This window comes from Paenibacillus sp. HGF5 (assembly GCF_000204455.1).
Taxonomy (GTDB): Bacteria; Bacillota; Bacilli; order Paenibacillales; family Paenibacillaceae; genus Paenibacillus_AQ; species Paenibacillus_AQ lautus_A.
In genome coordinates, this window is the sequence record NZ_AEXS01000088.1 from 36,339 (window position 1) to 56,991 (window position 20,653).

Below are 20,653 nucleotides of genomic sequence, written 5' to 3' on the forward strand. Positions count from 1 at the left end.
CGTGACGATTCTAGCTGTAACTATCCACATTATATAGAGCGCTTACATCTTAACCATAAAACAATCTTTACTGATGTTGGAACTATTTTTACCCCATTCATTCCCGAGAGACTTAGCCCTTGACCCCACCCAGCGCAATACCTTCGATGACGCTCTTCTGGCCGATGATAAAAACGATCAGCAGCGGGAATATCGCCGACACGGCAGCCGCCATGATCAGGGAGTAGAATTCTCCGCTCAAGGACGTGAATTTCTGCATCGCCAGCGGAATCGTGAACAGCCGGTCCGTCCGCAGGAAGATGAGCGGATTCTGATAATCGTTCCACGTCCAGATGAACCGCAGGATCGCATACGTGGCAACAGCGGGTTTTACCAGCGGCAGGGCAATGGACCAGAAGATTCGCGGATGGTTCGCACCGTCGATTTTGGCGGATTCGATGAATTCCTGATGCACCCCCATGAAGAATTGCCTGAGCATGAACGTTCCGAGCACGCTGAAGCTTCCCAGCATAATGAGCCCGAAATGGTTATCGAACAGCCCGATGTTGCGGTATAGAATAAACTGCGGGATCAGGATGGCCTGGCCCGGAATCATGTAGGTCACCAGCACGATGATGAACAGCCAATTGCCGGCGGCAAACCGGATTTTGGAGAAGCCGTAGGCTGCCAGGGCAGATACCATGGCCGAGATGATCGTGGTCAGTATGCTGACCTTGATCGAGTTCCAATAATAGAGATAGAAGGGATAATCGCCGAACCATACCTCCTTGTAATTCTGAATCGCGTTCCACTCCCGCGGAATCCATTGAATCGGATATACGAATACGTCTCGCTCCATCTTAAAGGATGTCACCAGCATCCAGATAAAAGGAAGGAGAAACAGAATGCTCACCGCGAACATCGCGATCGTGACGATAAGCTTGCGCCAGTCGACGCCGACTCTTGTCCCCATATAACGCCCTCCCTCTTAGTAGTTGACCCACTTCTTCTGAGCGGCCCACTGCCCCAGCGTAATCAGCATGACAAAGCCGAACAGAACCGCGGCAATGGACGATGCGTAACCGACCTTCAGGTTGACGAATGCCGTATCGTACAAGTACCACACCATCATGGTCGTTGAGCCGATCGGTCCCCCTTGCGTCATGACGGCAATGATATCAAAGACCTTGAACGTGGAGATGATCCCCGTTACCAGCAGGAAAAAGGACGTCGGCGACAGCAGGGGCAGCGTAATGCGCCTGAACTTGGTCCAGCCGTTCGCTCCATCGATATCGGCCGCTTCGTACAGATCCTTCGGGATGGATTGCAGGCCGGCGATATAGATAATCAGATTGAAGCCGATCGAAATCCAGATCGATATCAGCATGATGGAAATCAGCGCGAAATTCGGATCCGCGATCCACTTGGGCGGATTGGACATCCCGAGCGTCCGGAGGATTTCGTTGATCGGCCCGTAGGACGGCTGGAACAGCACCTGCCATACGACGGCCACCGCCACGATGTTGGATATGTAGGGCATGAAGTAAGCCACTTTAAAATAGCCCTTCATATAGACAAACCGGTCGATCAAGATGGCCAGCGTCATCGAAATCATCATATAGACCGGAACCGTCAGAAGAAACAAGATGTTGTTGCGTACCGACTTGATAAACATGTCATCCTCCAGCAGCTGGCGGAAATTCTGAAACCCGACCCACTGGATGCCGTCCCAGCCCTGCACGAAATTCCAATCGGCAAAACCCAGCACGAGCGTAGCCAATATCGGAAACAGCACCAAAATGATAACGCCGATCAGCATCGGGCTTACGAATGCGATCCCCCATAGGTTCTCTCCCCGCTGCAAGGATCCCCTGGACTTGTCCACCCGCGTCGGCTGGGCGCCAGGCTTTTTCATCGTCTCCATTGTTTGTGCCATGTCGGACCCCCTCGATTCTTATTCGATGGGTAAAGTATAAAAAAAATACCGCCAACGCATTGACGGTATTTTGATCATATTCGCTTTCATTTTTACTTGATTAGACAGGGAACGCATCATGGATCTTGGCATGCCCGGTATTACAGGAATTTCTCCTTAAACCAGCCAGCGGCCATCCCGACCTCTGCACGGCTGAGCTGATGCCCCCCGTTCTCCCAATGCAGCTTCACGTCCGCGCCTGCCCCGCTCAATAGCTCGTTCAGATCCTCGCTCTCCTGCGGCGTGCACATCGGATCGCGCCGGCCTGCAGCGATAAAGACCGGAACGCCGGTCAAATCCGGCAAGGTTTTATCCCGCAGCGGAACCATCGGATGGTGGAGAATGGCCCCCTGCAGCGCGTCCCCTTCGTGGAACAGCAGGCTTGCGGCAATGTTGGCGCCATTTGAATACCCGACGGCCACGATGCGGCTGCGGTCAAAATCGTACTCGGCCGCTGCCCAGTTCAGGAATTCATTCAGCTCGTGCGTGCGTTTCACGAGATCCTCTAGATCAAACACGCCTTCGGCCAGGCGCCGGAAAAATCTCGGCATGCCGTTCTCCAGCACGTTCCCGCGGACGCCGAGCACATTCGACGTTGGCGAGATCATCTCGGCCAGCGGCAGCAAATCCTCCTCGTTCCCTCCGGTACCGTGCAGCAATAGTAAGGTTGGTGCCTCCGGGGAAGTTCCCTGGCGGTAAATATGCGTATGTTCCATATGTTTGTAGTCTCCCTTCGATTGGTGATATGGTTAAATTTCGAATCCGTTTGACACCATTAATGTTAGAATGCCCTGGAATAGCTCAATAGGACCAAAGGCTGCCCTAAAAACCACTTCATAAATTAGGTCGCAATCCCCATCAAAGGTTGCCCTTATATCCTGTTATAATATCTTTAATTTAAGATTCTTTAAATACATCATACCATGGATTTTAAAAAATGCAACAGCTGCCCTTCCGCATCGCCTCCCCGCTAGAGCTGCAATCGGAAACGCTATGTCGCCCGTAGCCTGTGTATCACAACCGGTGACGAACAAAACGAAAAGAGAGGAAGCCTCCACTATGGAAGACTTCCTCTCCTGTTTGTATTCTCTATATATGATTCCGTACGTGTTCCCCCGTAACATCACTCATTATATCAAAAGATAGGTATAATGTCAGTGGATGTTTTGGTATTTCTCACAATTTTTTTGTGAGAATGTTAGCGATTATTCCAGTTGATTGGATAAAAAACCATATATTTAGAAAAATTGTAACCGTTTGGTCAACGCACCTCTCGGTACAGCGAAGGCCTGCGCGCGCTTGAAGTTCATCGGCGCTCCCCGCACGATCGTCAGTGCCTTGTAGTATTCGATGAACGGGAAGCCGTAGGTTTCCCCGCGCGCATAAGCGTATACGTTCATGGCTCTCACCCAGGTTTCATAGGCTTCGTCCGGAATGTCGATGAATACCTCGGGATGGAAATCGTACGGGTCCTCCCAATTGTCCGCATAGTATAAATGCTGGGCATAGTGGGACGGAAGCTCGCGTTCAATCGTCTTCAGGCCCGCATAGAAGCGGGCGTCCTCCACGATATAATGCGTATTGGAATGATCCTTATGAATGCTCTCCTTCCAATGCGTGATGATGATATCCGGTTTCACTTCCCGTATGACGTCGGCGACCTGATACTTTACTTCCTCGTCCAGCGGAAGCTCGGCATCCTTGTAGGCAAGGAACCGCACATCCGCGCCGACGATATCGGCAAATTGGTGAGCTTCGTCAATCTTTTGCTTTGCGTACTCCTCCGGCGTCAGACGGGGGTGTCCCTTCTCTCCCGGCGTTAGATGAAGAAAAGTCGCTTTGTGGCCAGCCTGCGTATATTTGGCGATCACTGCACCTGCGGTAAGATCCATATCGCCCGCATGCCCGCCAATCGCCAAAATGTGATGCTGCTTTGCTTCCGTCAATGTAATCTCTCCTTTATATATCCATGTAGTCGAAGCTATCTATTGCAGCGGCTTGCTCATAATATCGAACCGGCGTGTCACGTCGAAGCCGGCTTTGCGGTACAGATGGCCTGCGGGACTCTGCTCGCCCGTCCAGAGGAACCAGGCACCGTGCAGTCCTTGAGCACGCATAAGGGCAAGGCAGTCATACAAGAGGATTTTTCCGAGTCCCTTCCCTTGCATCGACGGATCCACGCCAAAGGGACCGAATCGTTCCGCCACGCCCTCATATCCGCCATGCAGGCAGAAGCCCACCAGCTTCCCTTGATCGCGTGCGATCAGAATCTGATCCGTTGTTAATCGCTGGAGCAGCCCCTCACGAATCGCCCGGCCCCAATCCGGGTTAAACACGTCCGTCGCAAACTCGATCAGCTCCACCAGATCGCTGTCCTTAGCCGGCTTGAAAGTAAAGCCTTCATGCTCCCGCTGCCGCTTCAGCTCCGCAACCTCAGGCGGCATATGGAAGCCAACCAGGGAGCGATCCATCGCAACCGCCGTGTAATTGCGGGTAAAACCGCTGGCCGCAAGCCATGCCAAGCCCTCCGGATAGCGCTCCCCATCAATGCCCGGAACGATATAATTCGGGGCATACGAGGAGAAAAAGACTTTGCTGCGCCCATGATGACGAAGATAATCTTCTCCTTCCTGCAGCAGCCGCGACGCCACCCCCAATCTTCGAACCGATGGATCGGTATAGAAGAAGGTGATCCAGCCGTGATCCGGGTCCAGCTCGGTGCCGATCATCGGCAATCTCCGGCGCACCGCATATAGGACGCCCACTATGCGACCCTCCTGCTCCGCGATCCGCAGTCCCTCCGGATCAAAGTTCGGGTCCAGCAGCACCAAATTCCGAAAGCGGAGCCGGGTGATGGGATCTCCCGGCAGGCAGGCATTCCACAAAGCCGTAATCCCTTCCTCGTCCCCAGGCCGGTAAGACCTGTAGGCTAAACTCGTCATTGCGTATTCCCTCCTTATAGTCGTAAGTCATTTATAGTAGTAAGTCATTGGATCGTCGGCGTTTGCCCGTAACGGCATGCGACCGGTTCATGTCCATTCACAAATCCCTCATGTACGGACGGAATATCTATGTGGCAGCTCCCATAAATGTTCCGACATCAGGGGGCATTGCTTACGTCCATCCCGTCGTTAGATCGGTTTTCGGATTGCTGCCGCTGCCGAATCGAGAACGACGGCTATTGTGTGCTTTTGTGAGCGCTGATCCCTGTACAAACGGTGCGTGGTCTGGAGCATGCTTGGATGGCCGTCAACCATATGCCGCATTCCATTCTTACCATGCCACGGCTCCCTTCAAAGCGTTGTGGACCTGTGCGCGCAGCTGAGCCACGCTGCTGCTCCGCCCCCCATATACGCGGTTGGTCAGCAATACGACCGCAAGATCAGACTGGGGATCGATCCACAGGCTGGTTCCGGTAAAGCCGGTATGTCCGTAACAGCCCGGGCTCATCCAATCTCCGGAGGCGTCCATCTTATCCCCTTTCAGCACCCACCCCAGACCACGGCTCGAGCCATGAATATGGCTCGTATGGGAGCGGGTGGCCGTAGCCGCCGCAGCCCGAGATAGGAGCCTCGATTCGTCTGTTCCGGTCTCCGCAGCCGTAACCGTCGGAATTGCGCCCAGTGAAAGCCACATTCGGGCATACTGCAGCAGGTCACCTGCCGTGGCAAACAATCCCGCATGGCCGCATACACCCCCTAAGGCCCTTGCCTTCTCATCATGCACAATCCCGCTCAGATGATCCTGGATGGTATCCTCATACTCCGTTGCGGCATAGCGGCCGGGCTGTCCCGGCGAAGGAGTTAACGTGGCATGTCGCATGCCCAGCGGATCCGACACCCATCGCTTAAACGCTTGGTCCAAAGGCAGTTTGAGCGACCGTTCTATGATGCGACCAAGCGTCAGATACCCCAAGTCGCTGTAAATCACTTCGGTATTCGGCTTCGCTGCAAGCGGCGCTGAAAAAACGGCATCCCACATCTGCTCCCTGTCCCAGCCATGGGAATGCAGGTTCATATCCGCCTGGAGCCCGGAAGTATGCGTCAGCAGCTGGCCTACCGTGATCTCTTCTTTGCCTGCCGTTCCGAATGAAGGCAGCATATCGCTCGCTTTTGTGCTCAAGGTCAGAACCCCATCATCGATCAATTGCAGAATCAACGGGAGCGTGACCGCCACCTTGGTCAAGGATGCACAGTCGTATAATGTATCCTCGCTAACAGGCACAGGCTGGCCCTGCACCGGATTAGGATTGGCATAGCCTGCTGTGTAGAACCATATCCTGCCTTCATGCAGAACGCCCAGTACGGCACCCGGCGTCGTACCCGCGGCTATCTCGCGTTCAATGGCGGCGCACGCCGCCTTCACTCCCTTGACTCCCAAGCCCAGCTGCTCTGCACCGGCCTTCACATGAGTCTTCACTGAACTCCCCCCCTTTCTTCAAGGCCTTGAATTGGATTAACTGAACAACAAACACGCCATTTTCACATGAACGGATCTTCAAATTGTAAACGCTTGCTAAACCTATTATATGGCCTGTAAAATTTTGTTTCAATAATAAATAAGAATTATAAAATTTAATTTCATGTCATAAAATATTAATTTCCTTTTATTTGGATATTACATATTGACACCTGAATACGCTTTCATTTACAATATTGTTGAAATCAAACACTCGCATAATTTAAGGGCCATGCATTCCGTCACCGCACACCCGGTATGGAACAACCCCGGTTTCTCTTCAGGAGATGCCGGGGTTTTTTGTTGCCCTATATTTCGTACAGGAGGTGATTCCCCGCAGCTTCGGTTTGCTCATTGAACCAACCCCCATTCAATAACTGCTACATAGGAGGAATACGATGAAAAAATTCTACAAACTGACAACCGCCCTTGCCCTTAGCTTGTCCCTGGCGCTGAGCTTGCTCGGACCAGCCCATGCAGCCCCGGATACCTCGGTATCCAACAAGCAAAATTTCAGCACGGATGTCATTTATCAAATCTTTACGGACCGTTTCTCCGACGGCAATCCTGCCAACAACCCGACCGGCCCGGCCTTTGACGGTACCTGCACCAACCTGAGGCTTTACTGCGGCGGCGACTGGCAAGGGATCATCAACAAAATCAACGACGGCTACCTGACCGGCATGGGCGTTACCGCCATCTGGATCTCCCAGCCGGTCGAGAACATCTACAGCGTCATTAATTATTCCGGCGTGAACAACACCGCATACCACGGCTATTGGGCTAGAGACTTCAAGAAAACGAACCCGGCTTACGGCACGATCGCCGATTTCCAGAATCTCATCGCTGCCGCCCATGCCAAGAACATCAAAGTCATCATCGACTTCGCACCGAACCACACGTCCCCCGCTTCCTCGGACCAGCCTTCGTTCGCGGAGAACGGTAAGCTGTACAACAACGGCACCCTGCTCGGCGGATATACAAACGATACGCAGAATTTGTTCCACCATAACGGAGGCACCGATTTCTCGACGACCGAGAACGGGATTTACAAAAACCTGTACGACCTTGCTGACCTGAACCATAACAACAGCACCGTGGATACCTACCTGAAGGATGCCATTAAAATGTGGCTCGATCTGGGCATTGACGGCATTCGAATGGACGCGGTAAAACATATGCCGTTCGGCTGGCAGAAGAGCTTCATGGCCACCGTCAACAATTACAAGCCGGTCTTCACCTTCGGCGAATGGTTCCTCGGGGTAAACGAAGTGAGTGCCGAGAATCATAAGTTCGCCAACGAGTCCGGCATGAGCCTGCTGGACTTCCGCTTCGCGCAGAAGGTTCGCCAGGTATTCAGGGACAACACCGACAATATGTACGGACTGAAATCCATGCTGGAGGGCTCTGCAGCCGATTACGCGCAGGTGGAGGATCAGGTCACGTTCATCGATAACCACGACATGGAACGTTTCCATAATAACAGCGCCAACCGCCGGAAGCTGGAGCAAGCGCTCGCCTTCACGTTAACTTCCCGCGGCGTGCCAGCCATCTATTATGGAACCGAGCAATACATGTCCGGCGGGAACGATCCCGACAACCGGGCTCGAATTCCTTCTTTCTCTACCACGACTACGGCTTATCAGGTCATTAAAAAGCTGGCGCCTCTGCGCAAATCCAACCCGGCCATCGCTTATGGGACGACGCAGGAGCGCTGGATCAACAACGATGTGCTGATCTATGAGCGCAAGTTCGGCAACAACGTGGCCGTCATCGCCGTCAACCGCAACGTGAACACGCCGGCCTCCATTACGGGATTGGTAACCTCACTGCCGGCCGGCAGCTACACCGACGTGCTGGGCGGCCTCCTGAACGGTAACAGCCTGACCGTCGGCTCCGGCGGATCCGCTTCCAACTTCACGCTGGCAGCGGGCGGTACGGCCGTGTGGCAGTACACCACGGCCGTGACTGCGCCAACCATCGGGCACGTAGGACCGATGATGGCCAAACCGGGCGCAACCGTCACCATTGACGGCCGCGGTTTCGGTGCAACCAAAGGCACGGTATACTTCGGCACGACGGCAGTTACCGGCGCTAACATTACGGCTTGGGAAGACACGCAGATCAAGGTGAAAATCCCTGCCGTTGCCGGAGGCGTATACAATATCAAAATCGCCAACAGTGCCGGAACCTCAAGCAATGTGCATGACAACTTCGAAGTGCTGAGCGGGGATCAGGTCAGCGTGCGCTTTGTGGTGAACAACGCCACCACCGCGCTCGGCCAGAACGTGTATCTGGCAGGCAGCGTAAGCGAGCTTGGCAACTGGGACCCGGCCAAAGCCATCGGTCCGTTGTACAACCAGGTCATCTACCAATACCCAACCTGGTACTATGACGTCAGCGTGCCCGCCGGCAAAACGATCGAATTCAAATTCCTGAAAAAACAGGGCTCGACGGTAACATGGGAAGGCGGCTCGAACCATACCTTCACCGCACCAACGAGCGGCACGGCCACCATTAACGTGAACTGGCAGCCGTAAGTTCAAGAACGACTAGCTTTTGCCGAAGAACGGCACCTAAATAAAACCAGCTCCGGATATGATCCCGGAGCTGGTTTTGTTCATGCAGTCATAATTCCAGTAGCAATAGCCCGTTACGCGAAGCACCTCAACATTCCCTCAGCCCTGCATGAGCGATTCCCAAAGAGAGAGCGTGCTCAGCAGGCAGTAACTCACCAAGCGCACGAGGAAACCCAACGGACCCGCGCTAATTTCCAGCCATCCGAGCACCACGCACACCAGCAAAAAAGCCGATGAAGATGTTCCCCTTCATCGGCCTTTTTCTCCCCCCCACACCTTAGCGTAAATGGCTGTACGCAGAGCACGTAGTAGCGGAGAGGACGAATCGATTCCCCGCAAGCTTCAACGGATCAGGCGGAATCATGGTGGAGAAACGAAGTGGTCCCCTTTATCCCCGGATTTCAACCATAAATATCATTCCAATAGAAATCCGGGGGTAACAGGGATCGGAAGCATGATCCGCATACGGAGTGCTGTATATAGCCATCACATCATTACCAAAACCATTTACGTCCTAAACATCACCAAAGATTTGCGCAAGCCCTCCGACAGCTCCTCCAATCGCGACGACAGGCCGACCAGCTTCTCGCTCACCTTGAACTGCTCGGACGACATCGAAGCGACCTCCTCCGTGGCGGCGCTGGTTTCCTGGACAATCGAGCTCGCCTCCGAGATGGAGTCGGTCAGCGCCAGCTGGGAATCGATCAGAACCTCCACCGCATGCGTAGACTCGCTGATCTCGGTTAAGAGCGCATCCATCTCGTGACGCACGTTATCAAAGACACCCTGTGCTTCCTGCACCGAATGCAGCTGCTCGTCAAAGAGCGGCGATGCCGACGTCAAAGCATCCACGGAGCCCTGCACCTCGCGCCGAATGTCCAGAATCATGGCGCCTACGGTCTGGATCGACTCCTTGGAACGATCCGCGAGGCTCCGCACTTCATTGGCAACCACCATGAAGCCGCTGCCTGCCGCCCCGGCGCGGGCCGCTTCAATCGTCGCGTTAATGGACAGCACGTTGGTCTGATGCGTAATCTCCGACATCAGCTCCAATATTTTGTGAATCGATGCGGTATTATCCTTCAGCTTCTCCGCATTCTGGACGATCGCCCGGTTCACCTGGTTAATCCGCGTCGATTTCTCCACCAGGCTGTCCATATGCTGCGCGCCTTCCCCCGTTACCCGGAGCACGCGATCCGCCGCGGCCGCGATCACCTGATTCGTATCGGACACCTTGCTCATCCGGACGCCGATGTTCTCGGCCAGCTGATTCTCGCGTTCGGCCTCCATGGCCAGGCTTCCGCTTCCCTGCGCAATCTGTTCCATGGCGGCCGCAATTTCGCCGGCCGTAAGCGAGGTTCCTCTTGAGGCTTCGGCCAATTCCTCGGCCGTAACCAGCACTTCCTTCGCCGACGCATTGGTCTGATCGACCAAAGCCGAGATTTGCCCCATCATCCGGTTGAAGCTCTGACCCAGACGGCCAATCTCATCGGCACGGCGGAATTCCGTCCGCACCCTTAAGTTCCCCTGCTCTCCCTCTTCCATCAGGCTGCACATCTGGTTCAGCGGTCGGCCGACGGTACGCATCATATAGTAGCCGATCAGAACAGCAACCAGAACCGCTGCCACAATGACCGCAAGCGTCACGGCAAGCAATTTGTCAGTGGCCTGCACGAAATCGCTAACGGGAGCAAAGCCGACCATATGCCATGGCGCGGTCTTTAAAGGCGTATATACCACCATCTGCTCGTCGGCGGTATAATAGATCCCCCCTTCCTCGGCATCCGGAGGAACCGTAATGGCGGACGGCTGCATCAGCTGGGCCGGGTCCATGTCGTGCACGATCCGGTTATCTTCGGCCACGATCCGCATCTGTCCGTTATTCCCTATTTTTAGATTCGCCAGCACCTCGCCGACCGCCTCATCCTTGACATCCATCAGCAGGACGTACTGCGCATTCGGATTTTTCAGGTTTTTCAGCAATCTCCCCATCGTCATGGTGGCGGTACTCTCATTCTCCATAAAACCCTTGATCTCTGTCGGGAACCATACCGGTTCGCCATCGGCCTGGATAATCCGGTCGATCTTCGCCTTCACCCCGTCCGAAGAAGACATTCCCGAATAGCCCGTGGAGTTATAGGAGCTTTGAGCCTGAAGATTGGGCGCGACCAGACGCATGCCCTGCAGACGTTTATCCGAAGATGCCATCCCGTTCAGCTTCTCACGGATGCGGTTCTCGGCCTGCGTTTTGTCCCGAATGCCGATATCCGCCGTGCTGACCGTCACCAGATCTTCGCGAAGCACCGTGTCCAGCGCCCACTGGCGGGAAGCGGCTTCATACTGGCCTAACAGAAAATCCAGCTTGTCCGCAGCCTGCATCATCTGCCCCGAGGTCGCTTCGGATACCTGATCCATTACCGTGTCCTTGGAGATGGAATACGACAATAACCCCAGCGCCGAAGATAACAGCACGATCGTTGTAAAAAAGATAACAAACAGCTTCATGCCGACCGCCTTGAATTGAAAACGCTTTGTCATGTTCATGTTATGTACCCCCTGATTGCATGAATACATGCAAAAAGACACAGCAAGGCAATTACCGGCTGTGTCTCTTCGCTGTTCTCTCTATCTATGTGTCTTATGATATCGTAAGTTGGGCTATCCGTTTTTGGGCTTACCCTTTGCTTGCGCCGGCCGTCATGCCATCGACCAGCAAACGCTGCAGGAACACAAACAGCAGGGTGATCGGCAGTGCGATCAGCACCGATGCCGCCGCGAACAACGTAAAGTTGCTGTCCTGGGTGGAGTTAACGAGATCCCACAGGCCGACGGCAAGCGTCCAGTTTTCCTTGGTCCGGAGCACGAGCCGGGCAAAGATAAAGTCTACCCATGGGCCGACGAACAGCGTCAAGCCCATATACGTAATCATCGGCTTCGACAACGGCAGAATGATTTTGCGGAAGATCTGGAAGTTGGTGGCTCCGTCAATCTTCGCCGCTTCATCCAAGCTTCGCGGTATCGTATCCAGGAAGCCCTTCATGATGAGGGTTCCGCCAAGCGGTGCCCCGGCCGCATACACGATGATCATCGCGGCATGCGTATTCAGCAGGTCCAGGGAGTTCAACAGGATATACAGGGCGATCATGCTCATGAAGCCCGGGAACATCCCCAGCACGAGAATGACCGATAGCGCATTCTGACGGCCCTTGAACCGGAAGCGGGATACCGCATAACTAGTAAGCAGGACAAGAATGGTCCCGATAATCATGGAGAACACCGCAATTTTCAACGTGTTCATGTACCATGTGCCAAACAGGAAGCTTTGGGACGTAAACAGCTCTTTATAATGACTGAGCGTGAAGGATTCTGGAATCAAGGATTTGCTGTACAACGACTTTCCGGGACGGAAAGAGGCCAGAACAATCCAGAGCGCCGGGTAAATACAGCCGATCGCGATGATGACAAGCGTGATGTAGCTTGCCGTTAGGCGGATCGCGTTTCTCATTTTAATTCCCATTATTGGATCATATCCTCCTCTTTGAATGATCTGGTACGACGATAATTGTAAATTGAGAAGGTCGCAATAATCATGAAGATGATAATACCGATGGCCGATGCCATGCTGTAACGCTGCTGATCCAGCGTCAGTTTATAGAGCCAGGTAACGAGCAGGTCCGTCGCTCCCGCGTATTGATAGTCGCCCACCACCGGGTTACCGTTCGTCAGGAGGAAAATCAAGTTAAAGTTGTTGATGTTACCGGCAAATTGCGTAATCAGCACCGGTGCCGTCGAGAACAAAATCATCGGCAGGGTAATGATCTTGAACTTCTGGAAGCCGGTCGCTCCATCCACGTCCGCAGCTTCATAGAGATCCTTCGGAATCGTGGTCAGAACGCTCATCACGAGGAGCATGGATACAGGGATACCGACCCACATATTAACAACGATAACGGTCACTTTAGCCCAGACCGGATCGGTCAGCCAAGGCAGTCCTTCCAAACCGAAGTACCTTAAATACTGGTTGATCGGGCCGAATTGCCCGTTAAACATATTACGCATGACAAGCAGCGAGATCAGCTGCGGGATCGCATATGGAATGATCAGGATGACGCGCCATACGCCTTTGAATCGAATTCCTTTTTGTTGAATAAGCAGTGCCACGAGCACGCCGCCGAAATACGTGGTAACCGTTGCGAGCACCGCCCAGATGATCGTCCAGGTCAGAACCCCGAAAAAGGTGTGGCTCCACGATTTTAGTGCAACGAGATTGGTAAAGGTTTTGAAGCCAACCCAATCCACCAGGCTAGCAGGCGGCAGATTGTTTGGAGCGGAATAGTTCGTAAACGCCAGCAGGACCATGAAGATGATCGGCATAACCGTGAAAAACAAAATACCGATTGCCGGCAGTGTCAGGAAAGATTGCGCAAATTTCCATTCGAAAATATAGTAAAGGGTCTGTCTGAAATTGTTGGGCGTTACACCCTTTTCCCTTAGTTTTCCAGCGTTATATGCGTTTTTGATATTGGCATAGTAGCCAATAAGAAAGAGCGCAAACATAATTAAGGTGATAAGTCCTTCAATCAGGAGATTGATGGAATGGTCACCCGCTACCATTTGGGTCAAGCCGTTGACTTTTTCTAAATGGCTCCCCTGTTCTCCCAATGTTACCATTCCCCAGATGGCATCACCCAGGTTGTTAATGAAGTAATACAGACTGAATACGCCTACGATAAGTAAAATAACGCCTTTGATCCATTGCCGATTGTAAAGCTGACCCAGACCCATGCAGATGGCTGATAATACGGCCGCTGTGATACGATGTTGACGCATGCTCCCTCCATTCTCCTCTCCGTATAATCGAGGAATCACCCGCCGGTTGTTCGGCGGGTGAACTTCTTCATCTGTCTCGTATTATATAAGAACGCTATTACTCGCCAGCTCCACCACTGTTGAGGTCTTTCACTTGAGTTACAGCTTTATCCAGCGTTTCTTTCACGTCTTTGTTGTTGTCCCAGATCTCAGCCAGCGCAGCGCCTACTGGAGACCATACGTTAGCCATTTCCGGTACGGACGGCATCGGCTGGGAAGATTTGAACTGCTCCGTGAATGCCGATACATACTCGTCGTTCTTGATTTGATCGTCTTCTTGAGCTTCGTTGTTGGTCGGAACCGAACCAACCAATGCGCTCAATTGCAATTGTGCTTCTTTGGACGTTGCGAAGTCTGCGAACAGACGAGCTGCTTGCGGATACTTCGTGAACGAGCTTACGTACCAAGCTTTGATACCGGAGAACGATACTGCAGGCTGACCGCCGATCGTCGGGATTGGAGCAACGCCGAGCTTGTCGCCAAGCGCTTCTTTGTATCCGCCAAGCTCCCATGGTCCGTTAATGTCCATCGCCAGATCGCCGGCCGTGAACAAGCCACGCTTGATATCCGGCGTAATATCGCCGGATTTAACCGGAAGGATTTCCTTAAGGCTTGCATATACTTCCATGCTCTTCACTGCGCCTTCGTTGTTCAGGCCGATATCGTTGACGTCGGCACCGCCGTTACCGAAGATGTATCCGCCGTTGGAAGCAAGGAACGGATATGCGAAGTACAGGTTGCCTGTTTCGAACATGAATCCATACTTGTTCTTGGATTTGTCGGTGAAGGTTTTGCTGAATTCGATAACCTCTTCCATCGTTGTCGGAACTTCTTTAACCAAGTCCTTGTTGTAGTACATCAGGTAAGTTTCCGCAGCGCGAGGGTATCCGTACAGAACGCCGTCATAGCTTACGCCTTGGATGGCTGCTTCCGTGTTGTTGCTTTTCGTTTTTTCTTCATAAAAATCGTTTGGCAGAACCAGGTTTGTCGCTACGGCTTTGCCCAGGTTATCGTGAGGGAACAGTACGACGTCGGCTGCCAAGCCGGATGGTCCGTCTTGCGCAAGCTTGGTTACTTGATCAGTTGGGGACAATTCTTCAATGGTCACTTCAACGCCGTATTTCTCGGTAAATTCTTTGGCGACCGCATCGGTGTAAGCTCTTTCGTCCCGGCTTTCCCATACGACCAATTTCGCGCCTTCTTCTGGCTTAAGTTCCTGTGTCTCTGTATTTTCGGCCGGCGTTTCCTGTGCTGGCGGAGTCTCAGCAGGTGCCTCCGTAGCTGGTGCGGCCGTATTTCCTCCGCACGCTGTAATGGAGAACGCCAACGTGAAGGTTGCAGCTAGCGTAAGTAACTTCTTCATCTTCATTCCATGATTACCCCTCTCAATAAATGATCAGAAAATGTTGGAAATCTGCGCAAACGATTTCAGAAAATTTTCAGCGTCTCTTTTTCTATGTAGCATCTGGCGAGATACTCAGGAAAAATCCCGTTGAGAAAGCGCTTCATTCACTGAAAACATCATACAACATTTAATATCGAATGTAAAAACGTTTGCACAGATCATTTTTCCCCGTTTTAGGCATATAATCTTCTATTACCTTCGATATTCACTGTATTTCGTAAGTTATCATAAAAATAGTTGTGCAGATCCTGTGCAATCCTGTCATTTTGCACGTTATTTGAGACAAGAAGCCATCATAAATGCCTGCTCGTTGAACAAACGTTTGCACAGTAGTGGGAAATAGAAACAGATGTACCCGGGTCTGCCATGAGCGGATCTTGCATCTAAGCTTGGCTTCCCCATGTATTTCCGATAACAGCAAGAAAGGACTACCGCTTGTGATCTTTGAATAACCGATCTGCGGCAGTCCTCCTATTTTTACGAATCGTTGTTAGTGAATGAGCTTGCTTATTGCAGTGCTTTCAGCGCAATGTCCGTCCGGTTAAACTTGCCTTCAAACGCAATCGCTTCTGCCCGTTCATAGGCTTTCGCGCGTGCCGCAGCGATATCCGTGCCTAAACCGACAACGCCCAGGACACGTCCCCCGTTCGTTCTCCAGGTGCCATCGGCATCGCGAGAAGTGCCCGCATGAAATACGATCGTCCCGTCCTGCTCGTTGTCCAGGCCAGTAATCGCAATTCCTTTTGGATACGATGCAGGATAACCGCCGGAAGCCAGGATGACGCATACGGCTGCCTCGTCACTCCACTCCAGCTCAAGATCGGCCAGGGTCCCGTTCACGGCAGCAAGGAAAACGTCAAGCAGATCGGTCTTCAGGCGCGGCAATACGACCTGCGCTTCCGGATCGCCGAATCTGGCATTGAATTCAATGGTCTTCGGTCTGCCGTCTGGCGTGATCATCAATCCGGCAAACAGAACGCCACGGAACGGACGTCCTTCGTCAACCATCGCTTTTGCCGTAGGCTTGATGATCGTCTCAATGGCCTCTTCGATGATGGACGGCTGAATATGAGGCAATGGCGAATACGTTCCCATTCCTCCGGTATTCGGCCCCTGGTCCCCGTCATACGCCGGCTTGTGATCCTGCGCGGCTGACATCGGCTTCACGGTTTCTCCGTCCACAAAGGCGAGGATCGACATTTCCTGGCCTTCCAGGAACTCCTCGATAACTACGCGGCTTCCGGCATCGCCAAACACCTTCGATTGCATGATGTCGCTGAGTGCCTGCTCGGCCTCCTCGATGGTCCGCGCAACGGTAACGCCCTTGCCTGCTGCGAGCCCGTCCGCTTTCACGACGATCGGCGCGCCTTGCTGGCGCAAGTAAGCAAGCGCCTCCTCGTAATTGTCGAACTTCGCGTAAGCCGCTGTCGGTATGCTGTATTTATGAAGCAGATCCTTCATGAAGGTTTTGCTGCCCTCGATTTCGGCCGCGTTTTTGCGCGGACCGAATACCGGGATGCCCGTAGCGTCAAACGCATCCACGATGCCTTCCGCCAGCGGATCATCCGGACCGACAACTATGAGTCCCACCTGCTTCTCTACGGCGAAAGCCGCCAGCTTATCAAATTCCGATACCGCAATCGGCACGCATTTTGCCAGCTGCCCGATTCCGGCATTGCCCGGCGCACAGTAAATGGTGCCTGCTTTCGGGCTCTTTGCCAGTGCCCATACGATGGCATGCTCTCTTCCGCCGCCTCCGATAACCAAAATATCCATGGTTTATCCCTCCCGAATCATTTCATATTGCCCGCGATATCGTTTCACCGCATGAATCATTTACGGGGCAAAGCGATAAGTCGGCCTTTCGCCCCTTAAACGTAAAGGCGGCGCGCGCTAAGCGCGGCGTCGCCTCTGCCAATGTTGATTGAAAGGGGTGTACTTCGAATGCAGTCTGATGTCTGCAACCAAGCCCCCGTCATTTTTTAGCGAATGAATTAGTGCTTGAAATGTCTCACGCCTGTAAAGACCATGGCGATCCCGTATTCATTGGCAGCCTTGATCGATTCCTCATCCTTGATGGAGCCGCCCGGCTGAATGATGGCGGTAATGCCGGCTTTCGCCGCAAGCTCCACGGTATCGCCCATCGGGAAGAACGCATCGGAAGCGAGAACCGCGCCTTTGGCTTTCTCTCCCGCCTGCTCCACCGCAATGCGCGCGGAACCGACACGGTTCATTTGGCCTGCGCCTACGCCGACGGTCATGTCGTCTGCCGCCAATACGATTGCGTTCGACTTGACGTGCTTGACCACCTTCCAGCCGAAGAGCAGCTGCTTCAGCTCGGCTTCGGTAGGCTCACGGTCCGTCACGACCTTCAGGTCAGCCGCATCGAGGGAATGCATATCGCTTTCCTGCACGATCATGCCGCCTTCGATGGTTGTTACGGCAAGCGTGCTTTGGCGCTCCTTGGCCGAGCCGAACTCGCCCATCTTCAGCAGACGGATGTTTTTCTTTTTCGTCAGAATCTCCAGCGCCTCCGGCGTGAAGTCCGGTGCCAGGATAATTTCAAGGAAAATATCCTTCAGCAGATCGGCCGTCGGAGCGTCAATCGTCCGGTTTGCGGCCACGATGCCGCCGAAGATGGACGTCGGATCCGCATTGTAAGCTTTTTGATAAGCTTCCAATACATTCGTCCCGATACCGACGCCGCAAGGATTCATATGCTTCACGGCCACCACGGTCGGCTCGTCGAATTCCTTCACGATCTGCAGGGCCGCGTTTGCGTCATTGATATTGTTGTAGGAGAGCTCTTTGCCGTGCAGCTGCTCGGCGGTCGTCATCGTTCCCGCGGGAGCCAGCGGCTTCCGGTAAAATGCCGCCTTTTGATGTGGATTTTCGCCGTAGCGAAGGTCCTGGATCTTCTCGTAGGTGACGCTGAAGCGCTCAGGAAGCGGATCCCCTGTCACATTCGACAAATAGTCGGAAATGAGCGTATCGTAGGCAGCCGTATGACGGAATACTTTGGCTGCAAGGCGTTTACGGGTTTCCAGCGTCGTATCGCCGCCGCCTCGGATTTCCTCGATCACGTTGCCGTAATCCGCCGCATCGACAACCACGCTCACAAAAGCATGGTTTTTCGCAGCCGAACGCAGCATCGTCGGACCGCCGATGTCGATATTTTCGATCGCATCTTCATACTCGACATCCGGTTTCGCGATCGTTTCCTGGAACGGGTACAGGTTCACCACGACCAGATCGATGTAATCGAGGCCCAGCTCCTGCATTTGACGCTGATGCTCCTCGCTGTCGCGAATGGCAAGCAAGCCGCTGTGCACCGCTGGATGAAGGGTTTTGACGCGTCCGTCCAGAATTTCCGGGAATCCGGTCACATCGGAAATGCCGATGACAGGAACGCCTTCTTTTGCTAGGAGGTTCTTCGTCCCTCCTGTCGAAATGATCTCTACACCCAATGAAGACAACTCGCGGCAAAATTCCACGACGCCGGTTTTGTCCGACACGCTGACCAAAGCTCTTTTGATACCCACGTTCATACCCCCTATTTTGAATGAAAATCTACTAAGTTAGGCCTGTCTTGATACCGTAGATGCTGTCGAAGATCCATAATTGCAAATTATTTCCCGAGAAATATCGAACATGTCGATTAACTGTAAGACCTTGTCCGCTTTTATTACAAAAGCCTATTAGGCAATCGTCACATTCCGCCCGTTCAGCGAAATCCGCCCCTCGGCAAACCAGGAAACGACTTCAGAGTATAACTTCTGCTCCACGGCGTGAATGCGTTCTGCCAGCGTTTCCGCCGTATCGCCGTCCTTGATTTCAACGGCCTTCTGAGCGATAACCGGCCCGGTATCCATGCCGCCATCCACGAAATGCACCGTGACGCCGGTCATCTTGACGCCATACGCAAGCGCTTGGCCGATCGCGTCTTTGCCTGGAAAAGCAGGCAGGAGTGAAGGATGAATATTGATAATCCGCCCGTTATAAAACTCGACAAAGGAAGGGCTCAATAGCCGCATATATCCTGCAAGGACAATTAATTCGACACCGCGCTGCTGAAGCTCTGCCGCAATTTCCCGTTCGTAATCTTCCTTAGAGGCATATTCCTTCGGCTGAAAGGCGAATACATCCACATTCGCCGCTTTAGCCAGCTCCACGACGGGAGCCTGAGGCTTGTCGCATACCAGAATGCTGATCTCGCCGCCCAGGGCTCCGCTTTGCTGCGCATCGACCAAAGCCTGAAAGTTGCTGCCTCTTCCGGAAGCGAACACCGCCATCCGAAACGCTCTCATTACACCTCAGCTCCCGTGAAGGTTACGATGCGCTCGCCTTCGGTCACGCGGCCGATCACATAAGCCTCTTCGCCTGCGGAGCGGAGATATTGAAGTGCCCCGTCAGCATCCTGCTCCTTGACGACAAGCACCATGCCGATTCCCATATTGAATGTCGTAAACATGTCCTTGTTCGAAATGCTGCCTTTATCCTGCATCAGCTTAAAAATCGGCAGAATCGGCCAAGCGCCGTATTCGATGTCGACGTTGACGCCCTCCGGCAGCATGCGCGGAATATTTTCGATGAATCCGCCGCCCGTGATATGCGCCATGCCCTTCACTTCGATCTCTTTCAGCAGCCCGAGCAGAGGCTTCACATAAATCTTGGTTGGTGCCAGCAGTACGTCGCCAAGACGTCCTCCCAGTTCCGGGAGCTCCTGCTGCAGCGAGTAGCCGGCATCCTCCAGAAGCAGCTTGCGGACGAGCGAGAAACCGTTGCTGTGCACGCCGCTGGAGGCCAGTCCGATCACCGTGTCGCCTGCCGCGATATTCGACCCGTTGATCATTTTGCTTTTGTCGACAATCCCCACGGTAAAGCCCGCGATGTCATACTCGCCTTCGCTGTACATGCCCGGCATCTCCGCCGTTTCCCCGCCGATCAGGGAACAGCCCGCCTGATTGCATCCGTCGGCGATCCCTTTGACGATGGACTCGATTTTGGACGGAATGACCTTGTCGCAAGCTAAATAGTCGAGAAAAAAGAGCGGTTCTGCGCCCTGCACCACGATATCGTTCACGCACATCGCTACCGCATCGATGCCGATGGTATCATGTTGGTCCATCGCGAATGCAAGCTTCAGCTTTGTGCCGACGCCATCCGTGCCTGAGACGAGTACCGGCTCTTCATATTGGTCTTTATTCAGCTTGAACAGTGCGCCAAAACCACCGAGGTCTGTCATGACTTCCGGCCTGAAAGTCGTTTTGACATGCTTTTTCATCCGCTCTACCGCTTCGTTGCCTGCAGCGATATCCACGCCTGCTTGTTTGTAAGTATCAGACACGCGCTCAACACTCCTTTTTCGTTATGACGAAAGTATCAGTT

At 53.3% G+C, this 20,653-nt stretch carries 15 protein-coding genes; 1 reads left to right on the top strand and 14 read right to left on the bottom strand.

Features of this window, described 5'->3' with window-relative positions; all coding sequences use genetic code 11:
- Nucleotides 1–112 precede the first annotated feature (112 nt).
- From HMPREF9412_RS14260 to HMPREF9412_RS14285, 6 genes are all read right to left on the bottom strand, one after another.
- Complete coding sequence (locus tag HMPREF9412_RS14260; RefSeq protein WP_009592302.1) at nt 113–952, bottom strand: carbohydrate ABC transporter permease; 840 nt, start codon at nt 950–952, stop codon at nt 113–115.
- Nucleotides 953–967: 15 nt separating this feature from the next.
- The gene (locus HMPREF9412_RS14265; protein WP_009592345.1) at nt 968–1,915 is read right to left on the bottom strand and encodes a carbohydrate ABC transporter permease; all 948 of its coding nucleotides are present in this window, start codon (nt 1,913–1,915) and stop codon (nt 968–970) included.
- A gap of 140 nt (nt 1,916–2,055) precedes the next feature.
- On the bottom strand, nt 2,056–2,670 hold the full coding sequence (locus HMPREF9412_RS14270; protein ID WP_009592349.1) for an alpha/beta hydrolase: 615 nt from the start codon (nt 2,668–2,670) through the stop codon (nt 2,056–2,058).
- A 522-nt stretch (nt 2,671–3,192) separates the two neighbouring features.
- Complete coding sequence (locus HMPREF9412_RS14275) at nt 3,193–3,900, bottom strand: PIG-L deacetylase family protein (protein ID WP_009592358.1); 708 nt, start codon at nt 3,898–3,900, stop codon at nt 3,193–3,195.
- 39 nt (nt 3,901–3,939) lie between these two features.
- Nucleotides 3,940–4,896: a GNAT family N-acetyltransferase gene (locus HMPREF9412_RS14280; protein WP_009592340.1), complete on the bottom strand. Its 957-nt coding sequence runs from the start codon at nt 4,894–4,896 to the stop codon at nt 3,940–3,942.
- Between the two features lie 331 nt (nt 4,897–5,227).
- The gene (locus HMPREF9412_RS14285; RefSeq protein ID WP_009592279.1) at nt 5,228–6,373 is read right to left on the bottom strand and encodes a serine hydrolase domain-containing protein; all 1,146 of its coding nucleotides are present in this window, start codon (nt 6,371–6,373) and stop codon (nt 5,228–5,230) included.
- Nucleotides 6,374–6,810: 437 nt separating this feature from the next.
- Here HMPREF9412_RS14285 and HMPREF9412_RS14290 point away from each other — a divergent pair, with 437 nt between their 5' ends.
- Nucleotides 6,811–8,952, top strand: coding sequence for an alpha-amylase family glycosyl hydrolase (locus HMPREF9412_RS14290; RefSeq protein WP_009592348.1), 2,142 nt, complete (start codon nt 6,811–6,813; stop codon nt 8,950–8,952).
- 546 nt (nt 8,953–9,498) lie between these two features.
- Here the strand turns inward: HMPREF9412_RS14290 and HMPREF9412_RS14295 are convergent.
- The 8 genes from HMPREF9412_RS14295 to purM all read right to left on the bottom strand — a co-directional run bounded on the left by HMPREF9412_RS14295 (nt 9,499) and on the right by purM (nt 20,612).
- Nucleotides 9,499–11,535, bottom strand: coding sequence for a methyl-accepting chemotaxis protein (locus tag HMPREF9412_RS14295; protein WP_009592317.1), 2,037 nt, complete (start codon nt 11,533–11,535; stop codon nt 9,499–9,501).
- A 130-nt stretch (nt 11,536–11,665) separates the two neighbouring features.
- A complete protein-coding gene (locus tag HMPREF9412_RS14300) occupies nt 11,666–12,508 on the bottom strand; it encodes a sugar ABC transporter permease (RefSeq protein WP_009592355.1) in 843 nt (280 codons plus the stop codon).
- Nucleotides 12,508–13,821, bottom strand: a complete 1,314-nt coding sequence (locus HMPREF9412_RS14305; RefSeq protein WP_009592315.1) for a sugar ABC transporter permease — start codon at nt 13,819–13,821, stop codon at nt 12,508–12,510. Before HMPREF9412_RS14305 ends, HMPREF9412_RS14300 begins: the two co-directional genes overlap by 1 nt.
- Nucleotides 13,822–13,918: 97 nt before the next feature.
- Nucleotides 13,919–15,229 carry a sugar ABC transporter substrate-binding protein gene (locus HMPREF9412_RS14310; protein WP_009592303.1) on the bottom strand — a complete coding sequence of 437 codons (1,311 nt, stop codon included), beginning with the start codon at nt 15,227–15,229 and terminating at the stop codon, nt 13,919–13,921.
- Nucleotides 15,230–15,772: 543 nt separating this feature from the next.
- Nucleotides 15,773–17,041 carry a phosphoribosylamine--glycine ligase gene (gene purD / locus HMPREF9412_RS14315; protein WP_009592291.1) on the bottom strand — a complete coding sequence of 423 codons (1,269 nt, stop codon included), beginning with the start codon at nt 17,039–17,041 and terminating at the stop codon, nt 15,773–15,775.
- A gap of 218 nt (nt 17,042–17,259) precedes the next feature.
- On the bottom strand, nt 17,260–18,807 hold the full coding sequence (purH, locus tag HMPREF9412_RS14320; protein WP_009592328.1) for a bifunctional phosphoribosylaminoimidazolecarboxamide formyltransferase/IMP cyclohydrolase: 1,548 nt from the start codon (nt 18,805–18,807) through the stop codon (nt 17,260–17,262).
- A gap of 156 nt (nt 18,808–18,963) precedes the next feature.
- Complete coding sequence (gene purN, locus HMPREF9412_RS14325) at nt 18,964–19,572, bottom strand: phosphoribosylglycinamide formyltransferase (protein WP_009592350.1); 609 nt, start codon at nt 19,570–19,572, stop codon at nt 18,964–18,966.
- A complete protein-coding gene (gene purM, locus HMPREF9412_RS14330) occupies nt 19,572–20,612 on the bottom strand; it encodes a phosphoribosylformylglycinamidine cyclo-ligase (RefSeq protein WP_009592292.1) in 1,041 nt (346 codons plus the stop codon). The genes purN and purM overlap by 1 nt, the downstream gene beginning before the upstream one ends.
- Between the last annotated feature and the right edge of the window lie 41 nt (nt 20,613–20,653).